Source organism: Gilliamella sp. B3023 (genome assembly GCF_026536845.1).
Taxonomy (GTDB): Bacteria; Pseudomonadota; Gammaproteobacteria; order Enterobacterales; family Orbaceae; genus Gilliamella; species Gilliamella apicola_E.
Window position 1 is genome coordinate 33,600 of record NZ_JAFNNH010000006.1, and the last position, 24,952, is coordinate 58,551.

Sequence of the window (24,952 nt, forward strand, 5' to 3'; positions counted from 1 at the left end):
TGCTCTCCTTAACGATGATATGGTTTAGTTAGTTTACGTTCTAACTGCTTTTGTAACCATGAATAGGCGACAACAGTTAGCCAGTAAACAATACCGACGGCTAAGTAAGTTTCAAAATAGAGAAAAGAATTAGCAGTTAACATTTTTCCTGCTGCTAATAATTCTTGTACCCCGACAAAAAATGCTACAGAAGAGTCTTTGAGTAGTGAAATAAACATATTCCCCGCATTCGGTAAAGCATTAATCATCGCTTGAGGTAATATAATTCCTCGATAAACCTGAATTGTACTTAATCCTGAGGTTAATCCTGCTTCTTTTTGTCCAAGATCAACCGAAGTTAAGCCAGCACGAAATATCTCGGCTAAATAAGCTGAATATTTTAAACTAAAACAGATAATAGCCGCCGTGGTTGCGCCTACCTGTTTCATAATTGGAAATATTTGTGGTAGGCCATAATAAATAATAAACAGTAAAACGACAGATGGAATTCCACGAAATAAAGAAATAAACAGCGCCAAAAAAGAATCAATTACAATAATTTTATTGTTTCTAATCAAAGCAATAGCAAGCCCTAATATAGTGGCAAACACAAATGATATAATGGCAATAAAAAGTGTAACTGGCAGATAAGGTAATATCTGCGGGAATACACTAAAGAAATAGTTTATATTAAAATTCATGAGGTAATATCTTCACCAAAATATTTAATTGAAAGATTTTTCAATGTTCCATTAACACGTAATTTTTCGATGGCTTGGTTAAATTTTTCTCGTAAAGCTTTACCTTTTTCATCCTTACTAAATGGGAAGGCAACTTGTTCAATAGTAATTGGTTCGCCCACTAATTTGAATGGTAGATTTTTTCGTTTAATTTCTGCCAATAAAATTGGTTTTGAATTGACATAACCATCGACTCTTTGAAATTCTGTATCATGCATTGCTCCATCTCGAGTTTCATAGGTTTTGATCGTAATTTCGTTATTAGGAAATGCTTTTTTAAGATTATTAATATGGTTTGAACCAAGTACCCCTGCAATAGTTTTACCATTAAAATCAGTTAACTGATTAATATTGTTATTATCTTTGTGTGTAACAATTTGACTACCATAAAAACTATACGGCTGAGAAAAATCATATTTAGCTTGACGAGTTGGTGTAACTGCCACTGCATTTGCTACCGTATCTAAACGACCTGAGTCAAATTGGCCCATTAATCCACCAAATTCAGCAATTACCCATTCAACTTTAAAACCTAACTCATTGGCAATTGCTTCTGTGACTTCGACATCAAATCCAACTAACTTTCCATCTTGTTTATAACCATTCGGGTAACTTTGACCGGTTGAGCCTACTTTTATAATGTTTTGTTCCGCCGCCTGATTGTTTGATTGATTATCACAACCACTCAGGGTAATTAATAAAATAGCAGAAAACCATGTTATTATTTTTTTCATTATTGATGACTCCTCTTTTTCCATTCGGAATAGTTTTTGTGATTTAATATTTTTTCAAAATAAAGGGTAGTGTGATCACTGGTTAAATTTACTTGCCCTATTTGTTGATATCCTTTTTTGCGATATATATTGGCTAACCATGGATGATTGGCTGCTGTACCTAAAGTTACGGCGGGAAGCTTAAGTTGGTTAATTAAAACTTCTTTTTCAACCCAATCCCATAAAGCATTACCATAGCCTTTTCCTTTATAAATTGGATCTGTTGCAAACCAGCCTAAATGTGGTAATCCATAAGGTCCTGGGTTATTTCCCCATGGAAAACGTATGCTTAAGGTTGATATTAATTTATTGTCCTTTTCTATTATATAAACTGCATTCGAATCAATATGATGAACTATTTCTTCAGGTTCGACAGTAGCTGCTGCAAAATGAATGCCTAACTGTGACGTAGCTTGATATGCTCGGTGCAATAATTGTTGATATGCTGGAATATCGGAACAGCTGATTAAGCGAAAATTCATAATAATACTCCGCTTTGTTCCGCATATTTGATTACTTGGTCGACTTTTTGTGGTGCAGACCCAAGATAATTAATTGGATTTAACCAATTATCAAGTTCAGACTCGGTAAATTGTTCACTTAAACGTGGATCATCCAATAGGAGTGATTTAAATGGTCGGTTTTGTTCAAATGCTTGCATAGCATTTTCATAAATTAAATGGTGAGCAGTTTGTTTTCCTAATCGCTTGCCAATTTCGAACATAATTTTTTCTGATAACAGTAAGCCATTTTGTTTTTTTAAATTAGCTAACATTTGATCAGCATTGACTTTTAGTCCTTTTAAAACAGCTAAAGCGGTTTGAAGTTGTGCTGAAATATAAAGATTAATTTCTGGCAGGGCAATCCATTCTGCCCGCCAGCTCATGGCATCGCGTTCATGTTCAACTTTCATTGATTCATGAATAAGTGCTACACTTTTTAATAGAGGTGCGGTAAGACTAGCTAAACCTTCTAAGGCGGCTGGATTACGCTTATGAGGCATGGTAGTTGAGCCAATTTTACCATCTGAAAAGGGTTCTTCGACTTCGTTAATTTCTGTTCGCATAAGGTTGTAAAATTCGTTACCAATTTTGCCAAGCGAACCGCTAATAAGAGCAATAACTGACGCGTATTCAGAAAAACGATCTCGTGCAGATTGCCAACCAATATTGGGTGTATTTAGTCCAAGTGAAGTTAATGCACGATTTTCCACTTGTGGACCCAATTCACCCATTGATGCATAAGTACAAATAGCTCCGCTAATATTGCCGACTAAAACTCTTTGTTTTATTTCAGATAAACGTTGTAAATGACGAACAAACTCGTCTAACCAAACCGCTAATTTAAAACCAAATGTTGTCGGTAATGCTTGCATACCATGGGTACGACCTACCATAGGTAAAAATTGATATTTTTTTGCTAACAGTTTGAGTTCATTCGCGATCAGTTTGGTATCACGTTCAATTATTGCAAATGATTGTTTTAGTTGTAAGACTGTCGCCGTATCAACAATATCTTGGGTCGTTGCACCATAATGAATAAATTGACCCGCTTCACCCACTTGTTTTTGCAGTGCATTAATGGTTGACATTAAGGAGTGTTTGGCTTTCGCTGCTTCATCGGCTATTTGTTCAATAGATAGTTGAGAGGCATTGGCTTTTTCAATAATTGCATCGGCAACCTCGCGTGGAATCACACCTAGTTCACCTTGTGCTTGCGCTAGGGCAACCTCAACTTGTATTTGTTTTTCTAAACGATGTTGTTCTGACCAAATGGCGCGCATTTCACTCGTGCCAAAATTATTACCTAAAATCAAAAAATCTATAACGTGTGATGCCACTAAATCACCCTCAATAATTATTCTCTACTCTGTTTAATAATTATTCATAATAATTCAATCATCGTCTAATAATCAGTTTGTCTATTGATATAACAAAATGGAATAAAAACGTTGAGTTTTAGCTCATTTTGGTTTCAACCGAACCATTATTGCCAATTATTGATGAACTGATTGGATTTTGGGTTGATACTCCATATCAATTTATATATTTGCTATCAGACGACTACTTAAGTGGGGATTTATAAAAGTGAATAAAAATAAGAATTAGACTTTATATAATTAAAAGATAATCGATAATTATTTGTGTTAGCTCAGTATGTTTAACTTCATTTTGTTACACTTATTTATCTTTGCATTAAAATAATTTAGCACGGATAATATTCAGGCTACTGCTTGATGAATCGGTAAATAGTATGATTCACTGTTTTTGATGATGATTCTTGACAGCAATAGAATAGACGATATTGCTGTCATACTTAGTTCTATGGTGCAATATGCAATTCTAATTTTGCTTTCCAGTTTCTGGCATCATTGCCATTTTTTATCGGAATTGAAATTCTTGGCATATTAAAATCATTGGTAAAAAGTATTAAACTATAATATTCTTTTTCTTTATAATGCGTTTTTGCTGAATTTCTATTACCCTCTGTTTTAGCTACCGTTTTTGTCGTTACTTCCAGTTCAACATTTCTGAAAAAATCATGAGGAACGCTAGCATATATATTTGCAACTGGATTCACAAAATAAAAAGTCTTACTATTGGGATAATATATAACAGAAGTTGCATTTATTTTTCCTATAGTAAGATCAGGCGTCCAACTCATATTTAAATTTTTTGCTAAAAATTTTATTTTATTTGAGTTTTTTAGATTTATATAAATACTAAGTATGAAAGTCACGACAAAAATCACAAAGAAAAGATAACCGATATTCCTTAGTATATTTGAACTAACAAAGAGATTAACGAATAATATAATTAGAGAGATAAAAAAATAAAAAAATTTTGCGTTAATTAAACCAATAATTATCGAACCCGCATTTAAAACTGAGCGTAAATCTTTACTAATCATTTTACAATCCTTGATGCTTTAAATAAAAAATGCCTATATATCATGATACAGCCCTTACAACTACAAATTAAATCGTCCAAAATTTTGCTAATAATATTTTTATAACACTTCAACTATTGATTCACAAAGTCTAGACATATTATCGATAGTCATTCCCGCAACATTGATACGACCTGAATTGACCATATAGATGCCATACTCATCACGCAATTTTATTACCTGTTCTTCACTTAAACCACTAAATGAGAACATACCATTTTGTTTAGCAATAAAGCTGAAGTCTTGGTTAGCACTTTTATCTTGTAGTGTTTTTACAAATAACTGTCGCATACGATGAATGCGTTGGCGCATACTGGTTAATTCGTCAATCCACTCTTCTTTTAGCTCATCATTATTTAAAATATAAGAGACAATTTTGGCACCATGTGCGGGTGGATTAGAGTAATTGGCTCTAATAATAGTTTTTACTTGACTAAATGCTCGATCGGCAATTTCGCTATCAGCAGCAATTAAAGTAAATGCCCCAACACGTTCATTATAAAGTCCAAAGTTTTTTGAGTAAGAACTAGCAATTAGGAGTTCTGGTTGGTTATTGGCAAATAGTCTAAGTCCATATACATCTTCTTCTATTCCTTGTCCAAATCCTTGATAAGCTAAGTCGAATAGTGGTAACCAACCGTTTTTTAACGCTAATTCCGAAATAGCTTGCCATTGTTCAGGCGTTGGATCGATACCAGTTGGGTTGTGGCAGCAGCCATGAAATAGTACCGCATCACCAGCGACAACTTGACTTAAATCAGTCATTAAACCATCAAAATCTAGGTCTCGCGTTAATGGATTGTAGTAACGATATTCACGAACTTCTAAGCCTGCGGTTTGAAATACGCTACGATGATTAGGCCAAGATGGATTACTTATCCATACTCGTTTTACTTTGGTACGTCGAGATAAAAAATCAGCCATAATTCGTAATGCACCAGTGCCTCCAGGTGCTTGAGCTGTTCTAGCTCGTTGATTTTCAGTACCAAATAGTAGAATTTGGGTAGCATTATTAAATGAGTTAAGACCATCAATTGGTAAATAACTTTTTGTGATTTCATCATTTAAAATCAGATGCTCAGCTTTTTTTACACTTTCTAAAATAGGTGTTTTGGTCGTCTCGTCTTTATAAACACCAACACTTAAATTGATTTTGTTAGTGCGTTCGTCCTTGTTATAAAGATCCGCTAAACCTAAAATGGGATCTGCAGGCGCTGCTAATAAATATTCAAACATAATATACCTATTTCTTTTTTTGAGCTTCAATGCATTATATACACATTGTTTGGCAAGTTACAATTTCGTTAACAATCAGGCTTCGAAGCAATAATTTTACCACTATGGGTGTTTTCAAATACAAATTGTTAACTTTCAATTTCAAGTTTTTCAAGAAATGATTTTAAATCAGGTGCCAATGTGATTAATTGTCCTGTTATTAAATCTTCTTTAACAATTTCAGCAGTTAAATTATTTATTGCAATAATTTCAGTGTCCTTATTAGTTGAGCCAATAAAAAGAGTCGGATGGCGTTTTAATTTTTTTTGCTGTGATAAATGCGCAATTAAATTCTGCTCTAAATTAGAGAAGTCGTCATCACTCCATGGTTGAAGTAAAATTACATCAATATCGGCAAACTTTGCAGCCATATTAGCCGCATATTGTGTGCCATAATAAATATGAGCGCTTTGATGTATTTTTATATTAATTACTTGTTCAACGATGGTTAAATTTCTTGGTGGAATAAGTAAATAAGGCTGCCAATAAACAGTAAGATTTTCGGTTTTTGTAATACAAGGAGAAGGTAATGAATGTAACTCTTCACTTTTGGGTGCACCATCAAATTGAGCAATCCAACGATGGGTAAAATCAATTAAGGCAATTTTTTCAGGTAATTCCATAGATAAATATTCGTTCATTTTGTAAGCAAATCTAAATTATATTATACGGATAAAATTGGGATATGCACCTGTGTTAATGTTAGGTTTGTAAATTACTAAAATAGGTCATAAAACTATCAGTAATGATGTAGAAAATTTAGACAAAATCAAATTTAGAAAACTAGCGACTAATGCTGCATTTTATTATACTTTTAGCCTATTTTATTGAGCGTTTAAAATTAATACTTAATTGTTTATAAAATAATCACTTTAATTTACTTGCTATCCTCTGCTGAAACGTGAATAATAGACAAGGATAATTTATCCTTGTAATGCAGCAATGGCGTTAGACATTACAGTTTGTCAAAATAAAATAGCGTAAGTAGAATTATTATAATTAATTAATATGTTTATTTTAAACAATCATATAAAGATTTAGTGGTTTGTTAAATTGTAGAAATTTGCAAACTCATCATTGAAATAATATCAATAATTGTATGTTTAGTGGTGTTCAAAAAGTATATAAGTGTTTTGAATGTAATATTACCTCTAAAAATGTATTGATGTTGTATATACGGATTTCACATAAAATAATAACAAAAATAACATAAATAAAATAATGAAATACTGTATACAAAATATTAAGTTAAGTACTATTGTTTATCATTGTTAAAATAAGCATTTATTAATAATAAGATTCTACCTACAGTTAATTTAGATTAATGAAGAGTGTAGAATAATGAAAAGAATGCTAATCAATGCAACCCAGCAAGAAGAGCTGCGAGTTGCCCTTGTTGATGGCCAACGCTTGTATGATTTAGATATCGAAAGCCTTGGTCACGAACAAAAAAAAGCCAATATTTATAAAGGCAAAATCACTAAAATCAACCCTAGTTTAGAAGCCGCTTTTGTTTCATATGGTGGTGAGCGAGATGGTTTTTTACCATTAAAAGAGATCGCAGAAAGCTATTTCCCTTCAAATATTTCTGGTCGGCGTAGTATTAAACATCTGCAAGAAGGCCAAGAAGTTCTTATCCAAATTGAAAAAGAGATTCGTGGTAAAAAAGGTGCTGCTTTAACGACTTATATCAGTTTAGCCGGTAGCTATTTAGTATTAATGCCAAATGACCCAAGAGCAGGTGGGGTTTCGCGCCGTATTGAGGGAGAAGAGCGTGCAGATCTAAAAAGAGTTATCGATGCGCTAGAAAAACCAAAGGGCATGGGTGTAATAGCTAGAACAGCGGGTGTGGGTAAAAGCCAAGAAGAGTTACAACAGGATTTAAATGCGTTAGTTAATTATTGGACAGCGATTCAAAATGAGTCAAAAAATCATCCAGCACCAAGCTTAATTCATAAAGAAAGTGACATTATTACTCGAGCATTTCGTGATTATTTACGTGATGATGTGGGTGATATTCTTATTGATAATCCTAAAGTACTGGAAATTGCAAAAAAACGATTAGCTGATTTAGGTCGTGTTGAGTATGTTAGTCGTCTTAAACTTTATGAAGGTGATGTACCATTATTTAATCATTTTCAAATCGAAGGTCAGATTGAATCGGCATTCCAACGGGAAGTTCGCTTACCATCTGGTGGTTCGATTGTTATTGATGCAACTGAAGCATTAACTGCGATCGATATTAACTCAGCTAAATCTATTCGTGGTAGCGATATTGAAGAGACTGCATTTAATACTAATCTTGAAGCGGCAGAAGAGATTGCTCGCCAATTGCGGTTACGTGATTTAGGTGGCTTGATTGTCATCGACTTTATTGATATGACGCCAATTCGTAATCAACGTGAAGTGGAAAATCGCTTAAAAGAAGCGATGAAAACCGATCGAGCAAGAATCCAAACCACTCGTATTTCCCGTTTTGGTTTGCTTGAAATGTCCCGTCAACGTTTAAGCCCATCTCTACGTGAAGCAACTCATCATATATGTCCTCGTTGTCAAGGAACGGGTACAGTTCGTGATAATAATTCATTATCACTTTCAATTCTTCGCTTAATTCAAGAAGAGGCGATGAAAGATAATACGGTTCAAATTGATGTGATTGTGCCAGTACCAATTGCTAGCTATTTGCTTAACGAAAAGCGTCGTGCGATTAATAATATCGAAAGAATGCATCCGGATGTTAAAATCGTCATTGCTGGCGATGAAGAAATGGAAACACCACTTTATAAAGTGATTCGTAAACGTAGTGGTGAAGAGACAGATGTATTAAGCTACAATTTACCTAAACTAATCCGTGAGCTTGAAGAGGAAGAAGAAGATCAAGTCGCTGAATTAGTGGTAGAGCAAGCTGTATTATCAGGTCCTAAAGTAGAAGCGAGTAAAGCATCTAAAGCGAAAAGTGAACCGAAAAAAGTTGAAAAATCTAGTGGCTTATTTGGTGGTTTATTTAAGAAAATTCGTCAGTTATTTGTTTCCGAAAAGGTAGAACCTAAACCAGAAGTTAAGCCTCAATCAAATAAAAAACGAGATAATCAACGCTCAAATAATAGACGTCAGCGTAATAATCGTAACAATTCAGCTGCAAATAATAATGTTGCAACTGATGAAGTTAAAGAGACTACACGCTCTAATCGTCGTACAAAACAAAATAATAATTCATCTAATGCTGCGAATAATATAAAAGCTGATAAAGTCGTTAATGAGGTGGCACAACCACCTAAGCAAAAAGAAGCGAAACCAAGACGTCAACAGCGTGCATTAACGAAGAGTGTTCGTGTTAAAAATAGTGATGTACCTGCTCAAGCTGAAAAAGTGTGTATCCCTACTTTATTATTGCCGGTTATTGTTCCTGAAACAGGCGATAATGCTGTAACTAACGATTCACAACCGAAGCGTCAACGAAGAACATCTCGTCATTTGCGTATGAATACACCACGGACTAAACGACGCGGTAAAAATAGCGAATTAAAACAGTCTGCAATGCCATTGCAATTTGCTGCTGCGTCATTAGAGCTTGCATTAGGCCGTGTATCGGTTGATTATAGTCAAGTTAGCCATGATGAATCGCTTAATGCTGGTCCAGTGATCCCTTCACTTTTATTACCAATCGTAATTAAAGATGATGTAGACATCGCTAAAAACGTAGTTGCTAGTGAATCTCAATCAAATATCACAACTCAAGCAAATATTGAGAAATCACCTACAACTCAGGTAACAACAGAATCTACAGCAGATCCTGCAGCGGGTTATTCATCATCAATAATGACTAAGGCTCCAGCTCCGGACTATGTGGAATCTGATAGTGGAATAAAAACACGAGAAGAGTTGGATTATCGTTATGACGGTAAAGGTAATGCTGGTGGATTAAGTGCTCAAGATCATGCTTATGCCGCAGCAAGTAAACCGGTCATACCTGAATAGCAGATAACTAAAACAACAGTGATGGATATCACTGTTGTTTTTACTCATAATAAAGATAAACAATGATTATCTATATTTTAAAAAAAATAGTGACGTTTTCATTTATTATCTGCGTACTTGCTCAGATCAGCTTTTGTCTGGTCTATTTTGATCCTCAATCTATTTTTAGTGATTTAACTTTTGTTGATGCCTATAATGCTTTTTTTAAACAATTACTACAAGGTCAATTTAGGTTAGTATCAGGTGAAACTTTACCATTTTTAGATACCTTATTAACAACGTTTGAACTTTGTATTTTAGCATTGCTTGTAGCTTTACTTATTGGATTACCTTTGGGTATTTTTCTAGGTTTAAGTAATATAAATTGGTTGAATACTACCATTCGTTTAGGCTGTTTAATCTTTTATTCTTGCCCGATTGTTATGCTCGCAACAATTGTAATGTTTTATCTTTCCTCGACAATGCCGATTTCAATGAACTTTGATATCGCACCATCAGTAACCGGTAGTTCTTTGCTAGATATTTTAATTTCATCAAGGCCAGATAAATTCACTGCATTGTTAGATCAGCTTCACTATTTATTTTTGCCAACAATTATTTTAGCTATTCAACCAAGTATTATGACCATTCAACTAGTCAGTGAAAATGTCAAAAATACTTCAAGACAAAATTATATTAAAATGGCAATTATCCGTGAACGTTCACCGTTTAAAGTGTTACGTCGACATTTATTACCAAATTCAATTCCGGCAACAATTCCACAATTGACATATAACACCACGACTTTATTATTTTTAACTATGGTTATTGAAATTTTATTCAATCGAGTTGGTTTAGGCCAATGGGTGATGATGGCTTATCGTAACCATAATTATTTTATTATTGCGATAGCAATTCTTGCGTGTGGAACAGTAATTAGTTTATTAACTTTATTAGGTGAGATAACAGCTATCGCTATTTATCCATTACGTCATAAGGAACATAATGTCTAGGATAATTTTGTTAGGTAAGCGAATAAATTCATGTTTCCAAAGACTTCATAGCAATTTATACATGATCATAAGTTTTTATGGGGTTTTAGCAATTGCTTTTATTGCATTATCAACCAAATGGCTTTTTCATGCTCACTTGAACCCTATCTATGCAACTTCATTGCCTCCTGCTTGGTGGCCTAATGGAGATATTAATCATATATTAGGAACAACTGATCAAGGGCAAGATATTTTTGATTACTTATTAATTGGTTATCGGTCAACCATTTCAATGACTTTAAAAGCGGTTTTTTATGTCATCATAATCGGTGGAGTGATTAACTATTTAATGTTTTTTGTTTCATTTATTAGGCCTTTTATTTTATTTATTTTTAGATTTTTTATGGTCGTTCCGCCATTACTTGGTGTAATTGTTATTAGCTTGTTATTGGAAGATGATATTACCAATATTTTAATTGTGATTGGTTTATCCTATTCACCGCGCTTCATTTATAATATCCATCAACGTGTTATTAAGGAATGGAATAAAACCTATATTACTGCGTATCGACTCGATGGATTATCCTCATTTTCTATCTTAAATCATTATATTATCCCTAATATTTTACCCGTTTATTTGGCTGAAATTGTTTCATTATTTGGTTCAGTTATTTTAGCGATAACAACAATTACCTTTTTGGGTTTTGCTAATGATTTTTCTCGGCCAGATTTAGGCATGATGATGTTTAAGATGAAAGATATGATGGATGTTAATTTGCTTGCTTTTTTAGCTCCGGGTATTGCTGTGTCTACTACAATTACTTTGGTTTATTTATTCAATTTTGGATTATTTGGCCAGCGAGTAGGACATTAATTATGGCATTATTAGACATTCGTAATTTAACTATTGAGTTTATTACTCCAGATGGCCTTTTACGCGCAATTGATCGCGTGAATTTGAAGCTGTCTGAAGGCGAAATTCGAGGTCTAGTTGGCGAGTCTGGTTCTGGTAAAAGCCTTATTGCTAAAGCTATATTGGGTGTGACAAATCATAATTGGAAAATATCTGCTGATCGTTTTCATTTTAATGATATCGATTTACTTAAATTGACACCAAAGCAACGTCGAAAAGTCATCAGTGACCATATTTCGATGATTTTCCAAGAACCGCAGTCTTGCTTGGATCCCTCAATGAAAATAGGGCAACAGTTAATCGAGGCTATCCCACGAAGAACCTTTAAAGGACATTGGTGGCAGCGTCTATTTTGGCGTAAACATCGAGCTGTTGAATTATTACATCGCGTTGGAATTAAAGATCATAAAGAAATCCTTAAATCATATCCTTTTGAATTAACGGAAGGTGAATGTCAAAAAGTGATGATTGCAATTGCATTAGCAAACCAACCTAAGTTACTTATTGCAGATGAACCAACTAATGCTATGGAAGCAACAACTGAAGCGCAAATCTTCAGGTTATTAGCGAGTATGAATCAGAATATGGGGACGACTATTTTACTTATTAGTCATGATTTACAAATGGTTACTCGCTGGACAGATCGTATCAATGTCCTTTATTGTGGACAAACCGTTGAGGTTGCGGATAGTGAAGATTTAATAAAATCGCCTTATCATCCTTATACTCAGGCATTGATTTATGCTATACCTGATTTTGGTAAAGCCATGCCACATAAAAGTCCATTGAACACGTTACCAGGGGTTATCCCTTCATTGGAGCATTTACCTATTGGTTGTCGATTAGGGCCACGTTGTCCTTATGCTCAAAAAAAATGTATTCAAGCACCTGAACTTATTCTGATAAAGGATCATTCTGTGGCTTGCCATTTTCCATTAAATACTGATGAGTAAATATAGGAATAGTTAATGAACCCAATATTAAAAGTCCGAAATTTATCAAAACGATTTAAAATTCCTAAAGGGCTCTTTGGTCATTTACAAATTGATGCCGTTAAACCATTGTCGTTCTCGCTCAACGAAGGTAAAACACTCGCCATTATAGGACAAAATGGTTCAGGAAAATCGACACTAGCTAAAATGCTGGTGGGTATGATAAAACCAGATAGTGGGGATATTTGGATTGACGGTAATAAAGTTGAATATGGTGATTTTGTCCATCGGTCACAACTTATTAGAATGATATTTCAACATGTTGAAAGCTCTTTTGACCCAAGACTTCGTATTGGTCAATTACTTGAAATTCCACTTAAACGCAATAGCAATTATAGCGCTCTTGAACGTGAAAAATTGATTAGTGATGTTTTAAAACAAGTAGGCTTACTGCCTGAACATGCTTCTTATTATCCATCAGTGATGGCAGCGGGGCAAAAGCAACGCGTCGCATTGGCTAGGGCCTTAATTCTGAAACCCAAAGTTATTATTCTCGATGAAGCTTTAGCTGCGTTAGATATTTCAATGCGTTCACAGATTGTTAATTTGATGTTGTCTTTACAAGAAGAACAGAATATTTCTTATGTCTATGTAACACAAGATATTGGTATGATGAAACATATCAGTGACCAAATTTTAGTTATGCATAATGGTGATTTAGTTGAATATGGTAATACTGCTGAAGTCTTAGCTTCGCCATTAAGCGAAATCACACAAAAACTGATTAATAGCTATTTTGGTGAGGCTTTAACCGCAGATACTTGGCGGACCGATACTCGAATCATTTAAATTCTATTTTTACTATTTATATAACTATCATCACACTTATTTGTTAATTCATATAATCTGCTATTGTTCTGATTTTGTTTAAAATATTATATCTATTTTTTCTAACAAAACGCTCGACAATCTTTCTAAAAAACACTATATTTAGCTATATGGATTTCTAGACGTCTATTTGAAATGTTATAAAAAGTAATTAATAGGAGCTTTTAATATGCCTATATGTATTCCAGATTCATTACCGGCAGTAGATGTGTTACGTAATGAAAATGTATTTGTGATGACTTCAACTCGTGCTAATACTCAAGAAATTCGTCCACTAAAGCTTCTCTTCTTAAATTTAATGCCTAAAAAGATCGAAACTGAAAATCAGTTTTTACGTTTGCTCTCCAATTCATCTTTACAAGTCAATATTCAACTCTTGCGTATTGATCAACGTGAATCCAAAAATACCCCTGTAGAGCATTTAAATAGCTTTTATTGTGATTTTGAAGATATTCGTGAGCAGAATTTTGATGGTCTTATCATAACTGGCGCACCATTAGGTAAAGTCGCATTTTCAGATGTAGTGTATTGGCCAAAATTAGCTGAAATAATTACTTGGGCAAAAGATCATGTTACTTCAACAATGTTTGTTTGCTGGGCTGTACAAGCTGCATTAAATGTACTCTATGATATGCCAAAATTTACTCGCTCACAAAAATTGTCAGGCGTCTATCAACATCAAATCATACAACCTAATGCACTTTTAACTCGAGGTTTTGACGATACTTTTTTAGCGCCACATTCACGTAATGCTGATTTTCCAATAGATAAAATTAAAAGTTATACTGATTTGACGATTTTAGCTGAATCAGATTTAACCGGTCCATATTTGATGGCAACTGCGGATAAACGTATGGCTTTTGTAACAGGGCATCCAGAATATGACTCCTTCACCTTAGCTAATGAATATAATCGAGATTTGAAAGCTGGAATAAATCCGGAAATTCCTTACAACTATTTTCCTGAAAATAACCCAAATTTAACGCCAAAAGCCACATGGCGAAGCCATGCTTATTTATTATTTAGTAACTGGCTCAATTATTATGTTTATCAATTAACACCATTTGATTTAACAACTCGCAATTTGACAATTGATGATTAAATGATGGGATAATTGACTTAGTAAATCTCCAAATTGAGTTTGAGTACCAAATTTATCTTTTATATTGAAATTATGTTAACCGTTACAAGCCTACTAAAATAGTGTGTTAAAATTCATTGAGTAGGCTTTTAGTATAATCACTGGTACTTGTGATAGTTGCGTTGTAGGGATTTGTTTAATCAGCTCGTCTTGATATAAAAAGCAATAGATTGACTAAGATAAGTTACAGCGTGTAGATCATGCGAGAGAAATAACTCAGTCAAAACTCTTGTAGTAGTGATTTCAGTAGATCTAAGCTCTTGAGTTGATGAACAACATCAAAGGAGCGGATAGGTTCATAAAGAACAATTAATGATGGATAGCTGTTAAATTCTACACCATTTAATTGTTTATTAAATAATACGTTAATTATTGTATATAAACCACTTCGTTTGCTAGCATGGTTAATACCTGTTTATATGATTGTTAGTGTAAATTATCATCTGGCGTAATGAATAAAGTTGAAATCCATTTATCCAACTTTTTTGGGGTAATCCAAGTTGGACATGATAATCAGCATGAGTAGGTACTCAAAATGGTGAAACATAAGATTGAGGGTCTCAAGGTTTACTTCAAGATACAATATATTAAATATCAAAACCACTGGCGCGTTGCAAATCTAAGTAAATCTGTTTTTCTTCACCTTGTAATATAAGCTCAGCACCAATGGCTTTTAAATCAGTTTGTATTGCTTGAGACAAGGTTTTATTAATCGCATTTTTAATAATAAAATTAAGTGTAATTTGTAGTCTTTGTCCGTTTTTTTCGCTATAAAGAGTATGAAGCATTTTATATAGTATGAATTAATAAAAATTTTCATAGTTATTATGCCTATTACTCTTTTTCTGCTCTGATCATAAACATTGGGGTAGAATGATAATTGATCTGCTCAATTTTATCCCAAACATTTTTTGATATATCAGTATCAATAAAGACTTTTTTATAACCAATTGACAGTAAGGTATTAACATCCCATTGCGGTCTAATCTCTTGGCTTAATGGTAGTAATCTTGCAATGCGTTCCATCTCTTCGGTATCTGTTTGTACATAATGATCGTCTATATCTTGATTAGCCGTATTACGTCTGTCTCGTTTATATTGAAAATAGCGGTATTTATCAAACAAAAATAGATACCAGTTCGCATCAAAATTAAGTAATCGACCTCCTGAATTTAATACCCGATACCACTCTTGATAAGCTAATGTAGGGTTATTTAAGTTCCATGTGACATTCCGTAATACAATTAAATCAAAACTATTATCCTCGAATGGCAAGCATTGTACATCAGATAACACAAAATTAACCTCCACGCCATATTGTGTGGCGTTGTTTTGTGCTTGAACTAACATAGCTTCAGTCACATCAACTGCCGTTACATTATGATCGGCTAACGCTAGTATGATAGCCAAAAAACCAGGACCGGTTCCTACATCTAAAATGCGTAATTTTTCTTTTTTAGGGGCATGAGTTAAAATTAAATTTTGCCAAATAGTTCTTTTTTGTGTTGCCAGTTCTTCTTGATTAGTTTGACTATATCCTAGGGCTCGATTGGTCCAATAAATGATAAGATCTTTTACAATGTCCTCATCGCTATTGTTATATGGTTGTAACACTCGCTTTTCTCGCTTCTATATATTGTTTTTAATTATTTTTTTGTAAATTTTGATTGCTGCACAAGCAGCACCATATCCATTATCGATATTCATTGTCATAATTCCTCCGGTACAACTTGATAAACAAGCGTTAAGAGCAACATGACCTCCTGCGGCAACACCATAACCAATAGAGGTAGGAACGGCAATAATAGGGGTATCAATTAAACCAGCTAAAACAGTAGGTAAAGCTGCTTCCATACCTGCAATAGCAATAATTATATTGTAGGTTTGTAATTGGGGTAATTGTTGTTGCAGGCGCCATAATCCCGCAACACCAATATCTTGAAATAGATCGACTTTTATTCCGTGATAATTTAACGTCAGTTTTGTTTCTTCACAAATTGGGGCATCAGATGAGCCGGCAGAAACAATGGCAATATGGGTTGATTCCTCTTCAATTAATGGTTTTGGTGAACCAAATACAGCACATTGACAATTTTCATGATAATTGATTTTTGCTTGCCAATTGGGTTTTAAACGCTGATATTTTTGACTCGTTAAACGAGTAAACAGTAATGATTGTTGATTTTGCTTAGCAAGTGATAATATCGTTTCGAGTTGTTCAACTGTTTTATACTGGCAAAATACAGCTTCTGAGATGCCACATCGTTGAGGACGCTCAAAGTCCATGATAATATCCGGTGTTTTCATTTTTTATTGCTTCCTTTAATAATTATTAGATATTTTTTACCCCGATAAAAGCACTACCTTTTTTATAGGTTGAAATTTGAACATTATGAGAGATAGCTAGAGGTTCTATAATCAGTTTTATTTTGTTAACCAGTGAATCTTTTTGATGATCGGATAACTGATTAAAAAGGAGGGGTTCTAGCTCAAGTTCAACTTTATCATTACGTATTCTAAAACGAACAAGATCGGTTTTTAGTTCTGAACGAACAAAGTTTTCAACGTGATCGACCGCTTGTAGATAATCCGGGTAGATTTTAATCCCTGTCTCAATTCGGCTTGATAGGCACGGGGATGCTGGAATATCTTTTAAATCATTGAGTTGTAGATGCTCAACCATCTTACGTATCATTATTTTATCAATCTTGAGTTCAACATAAGGTTGTCTTACATTTTGTTCTTTAGCAGCAATTAATCCCGGTCGATAATCACCTAAATCGTCTTGATTGGTTCCAGTGATTAGCACTCCATGATGTAACTTTTTAAGCCGATCAAACAAACAACTTTTACAGTAATAACACCGATTCACCGGATTGTTTTGGTAAGATTCATTATCTAGCTCTCCTGCTTTTATAAATTCGATATGCCAACGATATTTTTGTGCATAATTTCTAACTCGTTTAGCATCTAATGTTGGAACCGAAAGCGAAGTTGAATGTGCAATAAGTGCATTTTGTCCCAATGTATTGTGAGCAATATAAGCAAGTAACATACTATCTATACCACCACTGGTCGCAATGGTACATTTTTTTATTTTTTTAAACCATGATGTAAGAATTAAAATAGTTTCTTGAATATCTTGATTAGTCATGATTTGATATCCTTCTCATTCGGCTTTTCATGATGACTTAATTGCTTGGTATAGGTATTTAGCGCAGATTGTTCAAATTTATATTTTATATTTTGACGCTCGGCATAGGATGTTTCTAGTAATTGAATACAGTCAGACTCTAATTTTGCAGTGAAGTTATGATTGGGTCGGACAGCAATTTTAATCGGCCAGGATTGTTGATCTGCATTTATCGTGATTTGTTCTCTTGGTAGTTTAGAACGCTTAACTTGCCAATATCTTACACCTAGAGTTGTTGTTTCAGTAAATAGTTGAAGACATATATCAGTTAATTTATCTGGCTGGCACAGTATTTCTATTCTGCTCATCCAACGTCCTTTTTTGCCTTTTATTTGTTGACTGACTAAATCAAGCACCCCCGATGATAATCTTAATTTATCTTCAGATATTGCCAGGCTTTCAGCGGTCATATCATCAATATCACACTGAATAATATAGACACTATCATGTTCTAAATTTGTTTGGGGGTTAGTGGTAAAAACGTTTGCCCGCATTATATTAGGTTTTTGTTTAAAAGACCGATTACCACAACCATAACCACTTTTAATGAACGTACCATTTATAGGGCCAGGACAATGTTGCATAATCCAAGCTAGAATAGCAGCCCCAGTTGGTGTAATTCGTTCACCGATTTCATCATCATAAGTCCACTGAAAATTGGTGAGTATCTTTAAAGTTGCTGGCGCGGGTACAGGTAAAGTGCCATGTGAGCACTTTATTGTGCCTTGTCCCCAAGGTAGGGCAGAGCAAGACCAACTCGATACGTTGCTCTGAGTGATCAGAAATGCCGCTGCAATAATATCGATAATAGCATCATCCGCGCCGACTTCATGTAATCCTATATTTTCTAGTGTAATGCCGTGTACTTCGCTTTCAGCTTTAGCCAAAATGGTATAAATTGCTTTAGTGCATTGGTAAATCTTATCATTATCTTTAATTTGATCTAATTTTGTTAAAATCTCTTGCCAGCTATAATGTTCATGCTGATCGTTCATTAATAATCTATTTTTTATTACTGAGTGAGATTGATCGTTTAATGGCTTCAAAATGAGATGTTGGGTATCCTCGATTGCTTGTTGATTTTTCAAGATAATAAATTGTTTACCCAAGATCTCTTTTTGTCGTGTTGCCTTTATTTCGAGTTGATATTTTTTAAAAATAGCTAATGAAGATAAAAATGTACGTAATGGGGTTTCCAGTTCAGGAAATGCATCTAGCATTGCTGAACAGAACATATCTCCAGCTATACCGCCCACTATGTCTAGATGAATATGCATTATGTAACCTTTCAGATTTTTCTAAAATACAATGTACTTAACATTAATTCTAAATACATTGTATTAGTTATACTAGTTACTTCGATCGTATATTAATTAATTTATTGATTATTTTACTAATAGTTTCTACTCACTTGTACCCACATTTTTCGGTAAAATGAAAATCAGGATTGAACCAATTACCACAACTAGACCGATTGACAATAAACCAGCTGCAGGAGTACCTACAACATTTTCAGAGTGTTGTCTTAAAATAGGGGCTCCAAAACTAAACAGTGCACCAAACATATTGACAAATCCAATACCAGCAGCTAACGCGTTACCAGTTAAAATTGATGAAGGCATGATCCAGAAAATAGGTTGGCAGGCAAAATAAGCCGTACCGGCAATGCATAAGGCAATAATGGCTGGTATAGGGCCAACGTAAGCAGATAAACCTAATGCAACTCCGCCTACTAATAATGTGACTGCACAGGTATTACGTCTCTCTTGAACTCTATCTGAGTATCGAGGTATAAAAAATGTCCCTAATAATGCACATAACCATGGTAGTGAAGTGACGAGAGAAGTCATAAAGTTAACTTTACTTGACATAATACTGGCCACTTGGCTTGGTAAAAAGAAGATAAGTCCATATACACCACATTGAATACAACCATAAATAATAGCAAAGTGCCATATTCTTGGGTTTTTCAATGCATCCATAAGTTTAGCTGACGCTGCTTTTTTATTGTTCTCTTCTGATAGCATTTGATTAGCTAGTAAGGTTTTTTCTTCTTTAGAGAGGAATCTAGCGGTTGCAGGAGTGTCATCTAAATAGAAGAATGTCCAAATACCTGCAATAAATGCTAATGCACCTTCAATTACAAACATCCAAAACCATCCCGGATGACCAAGGAAACCATGTAATTCTAAAAGAGCACCAGAAAGCGGTGAACCAAATGCCATTGCCAAAGGCGCTCCCATATAAAACAATCCCATTACTGCTGCACGATTGGCTTGCGGGAACCATTGTGATGTTAAATAGATCATACCAGGAAAGAAACCAGCCTCGGTGATACCTAATAAAATACGAATGGTTAAGAATTTCGCTTCACTGTCGGCAAATCCCATACCAGCAGATAAAAGCCCCCAAGCTAAGGTTGTTGCACCGATCCAGTATCTGGCGCCAAACTTTTTTAAACATAAATTAGCTGGTGCACCTAAAAATGCGTATACTACGAAGAATAATCCAGCACCTAAAGCATAAGCTTCATTGCTTAAACCAATGTCAATTTGATAACTCTCTTTGGCGAAGCCGATATTTGAACGATCCAAAAATGCTAAGACGTAAAGTATTAACATAAAAGGAATTAAGCGAAGTTTTGTCTTTTTTATTACCGACAATAATGTAATATTACTCATAAGGGGACTCCCTAGCCTCGTTATATAGACTATATTAATTTTGTTATAATTGATTGTTAAGCTGTTAGAAATTACATATCTATAAGTTAATTCCTATATCAGTTACATTGTTATTTTCATCAAATGCAATATATTCAGGCTCACTTAAAATCTCGATTTGTGCATTTGCTTTTGCATCTTCAAGCATATTTTCTGAGATATATAATTCATCGATATGTAAAGTGTTGGCAATCCTGATAATACGTGCTTCTTTTCGTCCATCTAAAATAATGCAGGTTTTAACAGCAGCTTGTATGGCTTGCTTATCATTAGCTAGTATCACCGGAACGTAACCGTCCTGGCTTAAGCGTGATGTAAGTACATTTGGGTATGTTTCAGGAAAATCGACTTTATCAAGTAAACGTTTTGTAGAGAAATCAGCAAATCCCATACCGGTTGCATTGCCGCCGCTTTTTTCATGAAGATCGAGTACCACTATTCTATCTGGGCGTATTGAGGCAATGGGTTGCATAAATGGTGTACAGGCTCTGCCTGTAACATGGCAATCCATACCTCCACCAGAGTAAATTTTACCCATTAAATCAACAATACAGATATCAACGTTATCAAACATTACTTTAGGAAAGTAAGTTTTTGATTTTGCCAGTAAGGCTTTTTCGCGTTCTTCAAGTTTATTAGCGGGGATAGCTTCAATGTCAACGACCTGATCAAAGGCATTTTCAATAGTGCCAATACCAAACAGGAAAGGAGTATTAGCGACTTTAATTCTTGCCATATTGACGATATTTTGCGCCATACAGCCAAAACCATAAGTGTGGCAGGAATCAGCACCTTTTTGTTTCGCAAATCCAATAGATAGCATTTTGATAATGCCACTTTCAATAGGTGCAGTAAATGCGTTGTGAGCTTTGATTCGGTTGATACAAATAATGCCATCAGCTTGCATCGCATTTTTATCCATTAATACTTCTAACCCGTTAGGTAGCTCTCCTACTTTTACTGTTTCCATCGAGGAACGTATTTCACAACCAAGAAACTCTTCTGTCATGCCTAATTTTTCTAAAACATGGATTTGTCCTTCAGCAGTGGCTCCTCCATGACTTCCCATTGCTGGTACACCATAAGGTTTAGCCCCTAAGGCTTTTAATTCATTAATTACAGCTCTTGCAATTAAGTCTATTTTAGCAACACCACGGCTACCTAAACCCACTGCAATCACCATATCTTTTTTTATTGTATTTTTTATTTCTGGTTTAGAAAATTCAATGTGAATTTTTTCATCAATATCCTGAATTTCAGCAGGCGATTCGAAGCGCTGTCTGATCCTTACCATTCTTGGTAGTTTTATATCATTGAGTAGTTCATCAACAAATGACATAGTTTTCTCCTAACTTGGAATATCATTAAAATTTAAAGCAATACATTACATAAAAGCGCCCATTTGCCATGGCACAAATTCCAAACTTCCATAACCAAATTTTTCACTTTTACTTTTTTCCCCTGATGCAAATTCAAGGAGCATTGAATATAGGCGTTCTCCTGCCTGAGCAATTGATTCATTTCCTTCGATAATATCTCCGCAATTCATATCCATATCTTCCTGTTGTCTGTTCCATAAGAAATTATTTGAAGCGACTTTTAGGGTGGGTGTTGGAGATGAACCTAGTGCTGAGCCTCGTCCAGTTGTAAAACAAAGAATATTAGCTCCACCTGCAATTTGGCCCGTTACAGCCATAGGATCAAATCCGGGCGTGTCCATAAACACTAATCCTTTACTTGTGACAGGTTCTGCATATTCATAAACAGCGACTAAATTTGATGTTCCTCCTTTTGTGATTGCTCCAAGTGATTTTTCTAAAATTGTGGTCAAACCACCGGCTTTATTTCCTACAGAAGGATTATTGTTAATTTCACTTTTATTTTGTTTACAATGCTCTTCCCACCATTTGATTCGTTGAATCAGTTTTTCACCAACTTGTTGAGATACGGCTCGTCGGGTGAGTAGATGCTCTGCGCCGTATATTTCGGGAGTTTCAGATAAAATAGCCGTTCCACCTTGTTGAATAATTTTATCTGCTACATAACCCAAAGTAGGGTTGGCTGATATACCCGAATAACCATCAGAACCACCACACTCTAAAGCGAGGATAAGTTCTGATACAGGGGTTTCTTGGCGTTGAACTTGATTGGCTATAGGTAACATTTCCTCAATAATTGATATAATTTTATCAATTGTTTTTTTGGAACCGCCTGTTTCTTGGATAGTTAGTGTGTGTAAATTTTCATTTTCAGTTAAATGAGCAAAATTCATCATATCTTTTATTTGTGATGATTCGCATCCGAGGCCAACAATAATCATACCTGCAAAATTAGGATGTGTTGCGTAACCTGATAAAGTTCTTCTCATATTCGTCATGGAAGGTCCGTCTTGTCCAATACCGCAACCAAAACTTTGAGGTAAAGCGATGACACCATCAACATTGGGGTAATTGACTAGTCCAACTTTGTTATAGTAAATTTCAACTGCCTTAGCTACAGTTGCACTACAATTTACTGACGACATTACCCCAATATAATTACGGGTAGCGATTTTGCCATTTTTTCTTCTGATACCTAAAAAAGTATCAATTTTATCTGTAGGGGGGAGTGTATGTACGTCTTTACCAAACGCATAGTCTTTATCAAAATTACCTACGCCAACGTTGTGAACATGGACATGTTCGCCTTTTAGAATCGGTTTTGTTGCAAATCCAAAGGTTTGTCCATAACGTTTGATTTGTGCTCCTTGTTCAATATTGCGAATAGCAATTTTATGACCTTCGGGTATGTTATTTAATACTACAAGTTCATTGGATAAACACGTTCCTTTGCTAATAGGAATTCTGGCTATAACAACGTCATCTTTCTCATTTAATTTAATTATAGGACTTATATTGCTCATTCATTACTTCTCTTTAATATGCACTGCTAATAGAGGTAAGATTATTCATATTTACATAATTGCACCCGGTTGCCATGGGACAAATTCAAGTGATCCATATCCAAATTTTTCACTTTTTGTTTTCTCACCAGAAGCGACAGCTAATATCTTTTCAAAAATACGTTTACCTGCTTGCTCCAATGTTTCTTGTCCTTCGGCTACATCACCACAATTAATATCCATATCTTCTTCTTGGCGCCGCCATAAAAAATTATTAGATGCAATTTTTATACACGGTGTCGGTTTTGAACCATAGGCTGACCCCCTCCCTGTGGTAAAACACATAATGTTTGCACCACCAGCAATTTGACCTGTACATGCAAATGCGTCATATCCTGGAGTGTCCATAAATACTAAACCTTTTGCGGTTACTGGTTCTGCATATTCATATACATCCATAAGATTTGTACTTCCTGCTTTACAAATAGCACCAAGCGATTTTTCAAGAATAGTTGTAAGTCCACCTTCTTTATTGCCTGCGGATGGATTGTTATTTAATTCTGCGTGGCATCTTTTGGCATAATCCTCCCACCATAAGATTCGATTAATAAGTTTTTCACCTACTTCTTTCGAGTCTGCTCGGCGAGTAAGGATATATTCAGCACCATAAATTTCAGGAGTTTCGGCGAGTATTGCTGTTCCACCTTGTTGTACAAGTAAATCAACAGCTACGCCAAGGGCTGGATTAGCAGAAATACCTGAGTAACTATCAGAACCACCACATTCAAGGGCTAAGACTAATTCCGATGCAGGCACCTCCTCTCTGGTGTATTGGTTTGCTTCATTTAACATGCTTTCAATAATAGAAATTCCCTTATCGAAAGTTTTTTGTGAACCACCAGTTTCTTGAATAGTCATGTGTTGTAACATAGGACCTTCATTCAATTCTTTTACTTGGATAAGATCTTTGATTTGATTAGATTCACATCCAAGCCCAATTATTAAAATGCCAGCGAAATTTGGATGATTTGCATAACCACTCATTGTGCGTTGCATAATCTTCATCAAATCACCTTTCATATCCATGGCACAGCCAAAACTTTGTGGAAGCGCTACGATGCCATCTATATTTGGATAATCGTCTAATCCTTTTGCTTTAAAGTGATCTTCAAGGCGGCGTGCAACTGTTGCACTGCAGTTAACCGATGTCAATATGCCGATATAGTTACGAGTTGCTACTTTTCCATTTTTACGCTTATAGCCCATGAAAGTCCTTTTTTCACTGGCTTTTGGGGTTTCATTCTTATCTGCACAAAAGTCATATTCATGTCCATAATCACCCATTTTTAGATTATGTAAATGTATGTGTTCTCCTGCTTGGATATTGCAAATTGCATAACCTATAATTTGATTATAGCGTTTGATTGGTTGATTTTTTTCAATATTGTGTAGTGCTATTTTATGGCCTTCTTTAATATCAGCTAATACTGAAATATTTTTTTCTTGAATTACATACCCTTTGGTTACCGGAAAACGAGCTATGGCAACATCATCATTAGGATGAAGTATAATTACTTTAGATACTTCGCTCATAATTTGCTCCTAAAACTAATTAATAA

Annotated in this window: 22 protein-coding genes; 6 read left to right on the plus strand and 16 right to left on the minus strand. The window is 34.7% G+C overall.

Features of this window, described 5'->3' with window-relative positions:
- Positions 1–8 precede the first annotated feature (8 nt).
- The 7 genes from J3U16_RS05185 to syd form a co-directional block, all read right to left on the minus strand.
- Positions 9–680, minus strand: a complete 672-nt coding sequence (locus J3U16_RS05185; RefSeq protein WP_065735246.1) for an amino acid ABC transporter permease — start codon at positions 678–680, stop codon at positions 9–11.
- Positions 677–1,453 carry an amino acid ABC transporter substrate-binding protein gene (locus tag J3U16_RS05190; RefSeq protein ID WP_141673889.1) on the minus strand — a complete coding sequence of 259 codons (777 nt, stop codon included), beginning with the start codon at positions 1,451–1,453 and terminating at the stop codon, positions 677–679. Before J3U16_RS05190 ends, J3U16_RS05185 begins: the two co-directional genes overlap by 4 nt.
- Positions 1,453–1,974 carry a GNAT family N-acetyltransferase gene (locus tag J3U16_RS05195; protein ID WP_267342588.1) on the minus strand — a complete coding sequence of 174 codons (522 nt, stop codon included), beginning with the start codon at positions 1,972–1,974 and terminating at the stop codon, positions 1,453–1,455. The genes J3U16_RS05190 and J3U16_RS05195 overlap by 1 nt, the downstream gene beginning before the upstream one ends.
- Positions 1,971–3,332, minus strand: coding sequence for an adenylosuccinate lyase (gene purB / locus J3U16_RS05200; protein ID WP_267342589.1), 1,362 nt, complete (start codon positions 3,330–3,332; stop codon positions 1,971–1,973). The genes J3U16_RS05195 and purB overlap by 4 nt, the downstream gene beginning before the upstream one ends.
- 482 nt (positions 3,333–3,814) lie before the next feature.
- Complete coding sequence (locus J3U16_RS05205) at positions 3,815–4,402, minus strand: hypothetical protein (RefSeq protein ID WP_267330995.1); 588 nt, start codon at positions 4,400–4,402, stop codon at positions 3,815–3,817.
- Positions 4,403–4,501: 99 nt separating this feature from the next.
- The gene (locus tag J3U16_RS05210; protein WP_267337678.1) at positions 4,502–5,677 is read right to left on the minus strand and encodes an aromatic amino acid transaminase; all 1,176 of its coding nucleotides are present in this window, start codon (positions 5,675–5,677) and stop codon (positions 4,502–4,504) included.
- A 128-nt stretch (positions 5,678–5,805) separates the two neighbouring features.
- A complete protein-coding gene (gene syd / locus J3U16_RS05215) occupies positions 5,806–6,357 on the minus strand; it encodes a SecY-interacting protein (RefSeq protein ID WP_267337677.1) in 552 nt (183 codons plus the stop codon).
- Positions 6,358–7,057: 700 nt separating this feature from the next.
- On the opposite strand from syd, the gene rne reads away from it, so the two are divergent.
- The 6 genes from rne (at position 7,058) to metA (ending at position 14,500) form a co-directional block, all read left to right on the plus strand.
- Entirely contained in the window at positions 7,058–9,694 is a 2,637-nt protein-coding gene (gene rne, locus J3U16_RS05220; RefSeq protein WP_267342590.1) for a ribonuclease E, read from the plus strand.
- A 62-nt stretch (positions 9,695–9,756) separates the two neighbouring features.
- Complete coding sequence (locus tag J3U16_RS05225; RefSeq protein WP_267342591.1) at positions 9,757–10,686, plus strand: ABC transporter permease subunit; 930 nt, start codon at positions 9,757–9,759, stop codon at positions 10,684–10,686.
- 61 nt (positions 10,687–10,747) lie between these two features.
- Entirely contained in the window at positions 10,748–11,539 is a 792-nt protein-coding gene (locus tag J3U16_RS05230; RefSeq protein ID WP_267342592.1) for an ABC transporter permease subunit, read from the plus strand.
- Positions 11,540–11,541: 2 nt separating this feature from the next.
- Positions 11,542–12,531: a putrescine export ABC transporter ATP-binding protein SapD gene (gene sapD / locus J3U16_RS05235; protein WP_065561781.1), complete on the plus strand. Its 990-nt coding sequence runs from the start codon at positions 11,542–11,544 to the stop codon at positions 12,529–12,531.
- A 15-nt stretch (positions 12,532–12,546) separates the two neighbouring features.
- Entirely contained in the window at positions 12,547–13,359 is an 813-nt protein-coding gene (locus tag J3U16_RS05240; protein ID WP_065561782.1) for an ATP-binding cassette domain-containing protein, read from the plus strand.
- Between the two features lie 208 nt (positions 13,360–13,567).
- A complete protein-coding gene (metA, locus tag J3U16_RS05245; protein ID WP_065735239.1) occupies positions 13,568–14,500 on the plus strand; it encodes a homoserine O-acetyltransferase MetA in 933 nt (310 codons plus the stop codon).
- A 626-nt stretch (positions 14,501–15,126) separates the two neighbouring features.
- On the opposite strand, the gene J3U16_RS05250 is transcribed toward metA, so the two are convergent.
- The 9 genes from J3U16_RS05250 to J3U16_RS05290 form a co-directional block, all read right to left on the minus strand.
- Positions 15,127–15,327 (minus strand): hypothetical protein, encoded by a 201-nt coding sequence (locus J3U16_RS05250; protein ID WP_065735238.1) that lies wholly within the window; start codon positions 15,325–15,327, stop codon positions 15,127–15,129.
- Positions 15,328–15,373: 46 nt separating this feature from the next.
- On the minus strand, positions 15,374–16,153 hold the full coding sequence (locus J3U16_RS05255) for a class I SAM-dependent methyltransferase (RefSeq protein ID WP_065735237.1): 780 nt from the start codon (positions 16,151–16,153) through the stop codon (positions 15,374–15,376).
- Positions 16,154–16,168: 15 nt separating this feature from the next.
- The gene (gene larB, locus J3U16_RS05260; RefSeq protein WP_065735236.1) at positions 16,169–16,846 is read right to left on the minus strand and encodes a nickel pincer cofactor biosynthesis protein LarB; all 678 of its coding nucleotides are present in this window, start codon (positions 16,844–16,846) and stop codon (positions 16,169–16,171) included.
- Between the two features lie 25 nt (positions 16,847–16,871).
- The gene (locus J3U16_RS05265; RefSeq protein WP_267331001.1) at positions 16,872–17,693 is read right to left on the minus strand and encodes a hypothetical protein; all 822 of its coding nucleotides are present in this window, start codon (positions 17,691–17,693) and stop codon (positions 16,872–16,874) included.
- Entirely contained in the window at positions 17,690–19,009 is a 1,320-nt protein-coding gene (locus tag J3U16_RS05270; RefSeq protein ID WP_267331002.1) for a LarC family nickel insertion protein, read from the minus strand. The genes J3U16_RS05265 and J3U16_RS05270 overlap by 4 nt, the downstream gene beginning before the upstream one ends.
- A gap of 126 nt (positions 19,010–19,135) precedes the next feature.
- Entirely contained in the window at positions 19,136–20,413 is a 1,278-nt protein-coding gene (locus J3U16_RS05275; RefSeq protein ID WP_065735234.1) for an MFS transporter, read from the minus strand.
- 79 nt (positions 20,414–20,492) lie between these two features.
- Entirely contained in the window at positions 20,493–21,791 is a 1,299-nt protein-coding gene (locus J3U16_RS05280; RefSeq protein ID WP_065735233.1) for a lactate racemase domain-containing protein, read from the minus strand.
- A 45-nt stretch (positions 21,792–21,836) separates the two neighbouring features.
- A complete protein-coding gene (locus tag J3U16_RS05285; RefSeq protein WP_267331003.1) occupies positions 21,837–23,354 on the minus strand; it encodes a UxaA family hydrolase in 1,518 nt (505 codons plus the stop codon).
- A 51-nt stretch (positions 23,355–23,405) separates the two neighbouring features.
- Entirely contained in the window at positions 23,406–24,926 is a 1,521-nt protein-coding gene (locus tag J3U16_RS05290; RefSeq protein WP_065735232.1) for a UxaA family hydrolase, read from the minus strand.
- Between the last annotated feature and the right edge of the window lie 26 nt (positions 24,927–24,952).

What these genes read in the sequence shown, in the direction of transcription:
- J3U16_RS05185 (WP_065735246.1), bottom strand. Translation starts at nt 680, where the DNA reads ATGAATTTTAATATAAACTATTTCTTTAGTGTATTCCCGCAGATATTA.
- J3U16_RS05190 (WP_141673889.1), bottom strand. Translation starts at nt 1,453, where the DNA reads ATGAAAAAAATAATAACATGGTTTTCTGCTATTTTATTAATTACCCTG.
- J3U16_RS05195 (WP_267342588.1), bottom strand. Translation starts at nt 1,974, where the DNA reads ATGAATTTTCGCTTAATCAGCTGTTCCGATATTCCAGCATATCAACAA.
- J3U16_RS05205 (WP_267330995.1), bottom strand. Translation starts at nt 4,402, where the DNA reads ATGATTAGTAAAGATTTACGCTCAGTTTTAAATGCGGGTTCGATAATT.
- J3U16_RS05210 (WP_267337678.1), bottom strand. Translation starts at nt 5,677, where the DNA reads ATGTTTGAATATTTATTAGCAGCGCCTGCAGATCCCATTTTAGGTTTA.
- syd (WP_267337677.1), bottom strand. Translation starts at nt 6,357, where the DNA reads ATGAACGAATATTTATCTATGGAATTACCTGAAAAAATTGCCTTAATT.
- rne (WP_267342590.1), top strand. Translation starts at nt 7,058, where the DNA reads ATGAAAAGAATGCTAATCAATGCAACCCAGCAAGAAGAGCTGCGAGTT.
- J3U16_RS05225 (WP_267342591.1), top strand. Translation starts at nt 9,757, where the DNA reads ATGATTATCTATATTTTAAAAAAAATAGTGACGTTTTCATTTATTATC.
- J3U16_RS05230 (WP_267342592.1), top strand. Translation starts at nt 10,748, where the DNA reads ATGATCATAAGTTTTTATGGGGTTTTAGCAATTGCTTTTATTGCATTA.
- sapD (WP_065561781.1), top strand. Translation starts at nt 11,542, where the DNA reads ATGGCATTATTAGACATTCGTAATTTAACTATTGAGTTTATTACTCCA.
- J3U16_RS05240 (WP_065561782.1), top strand. Translation starts at nt 12,547, where the DNA reads ATGAACCCAATATTAAAAGTCCGAAATTTATCAAAACGATTTAAAATT.
- metA (WP_065735239.1), top strand. Translation starts at nt 13,568, where the DNA reads ATGCCTATATGTATTCCAGATTCATTACCGGCAGTAGATGTGTTACGT.
- J3U16_RS05250 (WP_065735238.1), bottom strand. Translation starts at nt 15,327, where the DNA reads ATGCTTCATACTCTTTATAGCGAAAAAAACGGACAAAGACTACAAATT.
- larB (WP_065735236.1), bottom strand. Translation starts at nt 16,846, where the DNA reads ATGAAAACACCGGATATTATCATGGACTTTGAGCGTCCTCAACGATGT.
- J3U16_RS05265 (WP_267331001.1), bottom strand. Translation starts at nt 17,693, where the DNA reads ATGACTAATCAAGATATTCAAGAAACTATTTTAATTCTTACATCATGG.
- J3U16_RS05270 (WP_267331002.1), bottom strand. Translation starts at nt 19,009, where the DNA reads ATGCATATTCATCTAGACATAGTGGGCGGTATAGCTGGAGATATGTTC.
- J3U16_RS05275 (WP_065735234.1), bottom strand. Translation starts at nt 20,413, where the DNA reads ATGAGTAATATTACATTATTGTCGGTAATAAAAAAGACAAAACTTCGC.
- J3U16_RS05280 (WP_065735233.1), bottom strand. Translation starts at nt 21,791, where the DNA reads ATGTCATTTGTTGATGAACTACTCAATGATATAAAACTACCAAGAATG.
- J3U16_RS05285 (WP_267331003.1), bottom strand. Translation starts at nt 23,354, where the DNA reads ATGAGCAATATAAGTCCTATAATTAAATTAAATGAGAAAGATGACGTT.
- J3U16_RS05290 (WP_065735232.1), bottom strand. Translation starts at nt 24,926, where the DNA reads ATGAGCGAAGTATCTAAAGTAATTATACTTCATCCTAATGATGATGTT.